Raw genomic sequence first — 4044 nt, 5'->3', positions numbered from 1 at the left:
TGCGGCTGCGGTATCGTTGGCGAATGCTGCACGTACCAGAGTGATCACTTCATCCACGCTAAGCGGATAGTTCACATCGGCGTTGGCTGCATTCAACAGTGCTGCCGCACTATGACGCAACAGGGCTTCTTTGTCGGTGTTACCTTCGGCTTCCAGTGCTTCCAGCAGAGTGATGTCTTTGTATTTACCCGGCAGACCCGGTAGGTTGCCAGCGATACCGAATACATCAACATACTTGGTCTCTACCGGTACAGCGCTGTAAGGTGCCGCCCAGTTACCGAAGTGCTGAGGCTGTTTCCAGTAACCTGGTGTACAGGCTTCAAACACACCCACGACGGTCAACGGTTCACAATGGGCTGGCAGGTTGCCCGCCAGATCACCCAGAGTGATTGGGTTGTAGACACCGTCACCACTGTAGGTAGCCAGATACGACAGGTCACCTATTCCTGGCGTGAAGGTAGAGGATTCCTGAGTACCGTCACCACCCAGTGCCCAAGGACCGTCAACCATCGCCTCACCAGAACAATCCAGTGTTGCGTAGCGATAGAAAGTCACGTCACCGGTCGGGGTATCCAGAATACCGCTTACAGTCACTTTATCGTGGATAGAGTTACCAACATCAATCTGGCCACCCTGTACATCTACATCATCATGCCCAGGACCCACACGATCACCGACGTGAATATTGGTCGCTACATTCGCATCGATCTTATTCACGGTCAGTGGTTCGCAGTCACCCTCAGGAACAGGCTGTGTACTGTCCAGATCGCCTAAACCGATTGGGTTGTATACGCTGTCACCGCTGTAGGTCGCAACGTAGGACAATCCACCGGATAAGGTGGTCAGGAAGTCACTGGACTCAGCCATACCGCCGGACAACCCAACAGTTTCGGTAGTTGGTGTACCTGAACAGTTACCGGTTGGGTAACGGTAGAAGGTTACACTACCTGTTGGTGTGCCCAGACCACCGGTCACATCGGCTTTATCATGCACAGTTGCACCCACATCCACACTACCGCCGGTAATGTCACTGTGGTTTGCATCGTGGACATGGGTCACGACGTTCGCATCGATCTTGTTCACGGTCAGTGGTTCACAATCGCCTTCCGGTACGGGTTTGGATGGATCCAAATCACCCAGACTGATTGGATTGTAAACACTGTCACCGCTGTAGGTTGCCACGTAGGACAATCCGCCGGATACGAGGGTTGTGTAGGCTGCAGATTCAGCCATACCGCCCGCCAATGCAACGGTTTGCAGAGTTGGTGTACCGGTACAGTTAGCGGTTGGGTAACGGTAGAAGGTTACACTACCTGTTGGAGCGCCCAGACCACCACTTACGTCGGCTTTGTCGTGCACGGTGGAACCCACATCGACGCTACCGCCGGTAATATCACCGTGGTTTGCATCGTGAACATGGGTCACGACGTTGGCGTCGATCTTGTTCACGGTCAGCGGTTCGCAATCCCCTTCTGGCACTGGTTTAGTCGGATCCAGATCACCCAAGGTAATTGGGTTGTAGACGTTATCACCACTGTAGGTCGCTACATAAGAGAGCGCACCAGACAGCACAGTTGTGAAGTCATTGGATTCTGCCATACCTCCAGACAGGGAAACGGTTTGTGTGGTTGCTGCACCTGTACAGTTACCGGTTGCGTAACGGTAGAAGGTTACGGTACCGGTTGGTGTACCTTGGAGTCCGGTCACATTCGCTTTGTCGTGAACGGTCGAACCTACATCAACACTGCTGCCGGTAATATCACCGTGGTTGGTATCGTGAACGTGGGTCGCGATGTCTGCGTCGACTTTGTTCACGGTCAGCGGCTCACAATCACCTTCTGGGACTGGTTTGGATGGATCCAAATCACCCAGCGAGATTGGGTAGTAAACACCGTCACCGCTATAGGTTGCCAAGTAGGACAATGCGCCGGATACGACCGTGCTGAAGTCACTGGATTCGGCCATGCCACCAGACAACTCAACGGTTTCAGTGGTTGCAGTGCCGGAGCAGTTGCCAGTTGCGTAACGATAGAAGGTCACGCTACCTGTTGGCACTGTCAGCCCGCCTGTTACATCGGATTTATCATGAACGACTGCACCCACATCAACACTGCTACCGGTGATGTCGGCGTGTTTGTCATCGTGAACGTGTGTCACAACGTTAGCGTTGATCTTGTTCACGGTGAGTGGTTCACAATCACCCTCTGGAACCGGTTTACTTGGATCCAGATCACCCAACGTGATCGGATTGTAAACATCGTCACCACTGTAGATCGCTACATAAGAAAGCGCACCGGACAACATCGGTGTGAAGCTACCGGACTCAGCCATACCGCCAGACAGTGCAACGGTTTCGGTGCTTGCTGCACCGGTACAGTTACCGGTTGCGTAACGGTAGAAGGTTACGGTGCCGGTAGGTGCATTCAGCGCTCCGGTTACGTCTGCCTTATCGTGAACAGTCGAACCGACAGGCACACTGCCACCGGTAATATCTGCGTGGCTGTTATCGTGAACGTGGGTCGCGATATCCGCATCAATCTTATTCACGGTCAGTGGTTCACAATCACCCTCTGGAACCGGTTTGCTTGGATCCAGGTCGCCCAGCGTGATCGGATTGTAAACACCGTCACCGCTGTAGATTGCAACATAGGACAATGCACCAGACACAACCGTTGTGAAGTGAGCCGACTCGGCCATACCGCCCGACAGGCTCACGGTTTCAGAGGTTGCAGTGCCGGTACAGTTGGCAGTTGCGTAACGGTAGAAGGTTACGGTGCCGGTAGGCGTGCTTAGCGCACCGGTTACGTCCGCTTTATCATGCACGGTAAACCCTACATCGATACTGCCGTTGGTGATGTCGCTGTGATCCTTGTCATGCACATGCGTTGCAATATCCGCATCAATCTTGTTGATCGTCAGCGGTTCACAGTCACCTTCCGGTACAGGTTTGGACGGATCGAGATCCCCAAGCGCGATTGGATTGTAAATGGCATCACCGCTGTAGATCGCAACGTAGGACAAGGCGCCGGACAACACGGTAGCGTAGTCACTGGACTCGGCCATACCGCCGGACAGACTTACGGTTTCAGTGGTTGCAGTACCGGAACAGTTGCCGGTTGCGTAACGGTAGAAGGTTACAGTACCGGTAGGTGTTCCCTGCAGACCTGTTACCACTGCTTTGTCATGCACGATGGAGCCGACATCAACGCTACTGCCGGTAATGTCGCCGTGGTTTGCGTCATGGACATGGGTTGCGATATCAGCATCCACTTTATTCACGGTCAGTGGTTCACAATCCCCTTCAGGAACAGGGGCCGTACTCAGATCACCGAGTTTGATCTCGTTGTAGTACTGGTCGCCACTGTACGTGGCCAGATAGGACAAGCCACCTGCTGCCGGCAGCTGGAATCCACTGGATTCAGCGCTACCACCCGACAAGCTAATGGTTTCAGTGGTTGGTGTACCTGAACAGTTACCGGTTGCGTAACGGTAGAAGGTCACCGTACCTGTTGGTGTAGGTGCTACGCCATCGCCGGTTACAAAGGCTTTATCGTGAATAGTATCGCCGATAAATGCGTCACCGCCGGTGATGTCGTTATGGTCAGCATCGTGAATGTTGGTTGCCACGGTTGCGTTGCGTTTAATGATGGTAAACGGTTCACAATCCTCACCCGGCAAGCTGGCTGAAGGATAGTTGTTGTCACCTTCATAGCTGGCACTGAACGACCATTCGCCTGCAGCAGGCATAAACGGTGTAGATTCCGCCATGGCTGGATTACCAGAACCCAATGCTACTACTTCAGGTGAACCGCTTTCGTTACCTGGCATACAGTCCAGACCGCTGTAAAGCTGGAAGCTTACGTCACCGGTTGGATCTGGAGGATTGTTGATACCAGAACCGGTTACGAATGCTTTATCGTGCACTTCGGTCAGTACAGGGATATTGGTCGCGAAGGTGATGTCGTTGTGGTCTTTATCGTGAACCTGGGTTGCCACTTCTGCATGACAGAGCGGGAATGCACCCATCGCATAGTCTTTCAGCTG

The 4044-nt window shown here is 53.2% G+C and carries 1 protein-coding gene; it reads right to left on the bottom strand.

All coding sequences use genetic code 11. From position 1 onward, the window contains the following. On the bottom strand, nucleotides 1-4044 hold a 4044-nt coding region (locus tag QKW35_RS21105), incomplete at both ends, for a hypothetical protein (protein ID WP_282356349.1).

The organism is Pontibacterium granulatum (genome assembly GCF_029961155.1).
Classification (GTDB): Bacteria; Pseudomonadota; Gammaproteobacteria; order Pseudomonadales; family Balneatricaceae; genus Pontibacterium; species Pontibacterium granulatum.
This window is presented reverse-complemented; position numbering and strand designations above follow the sequence as displayed.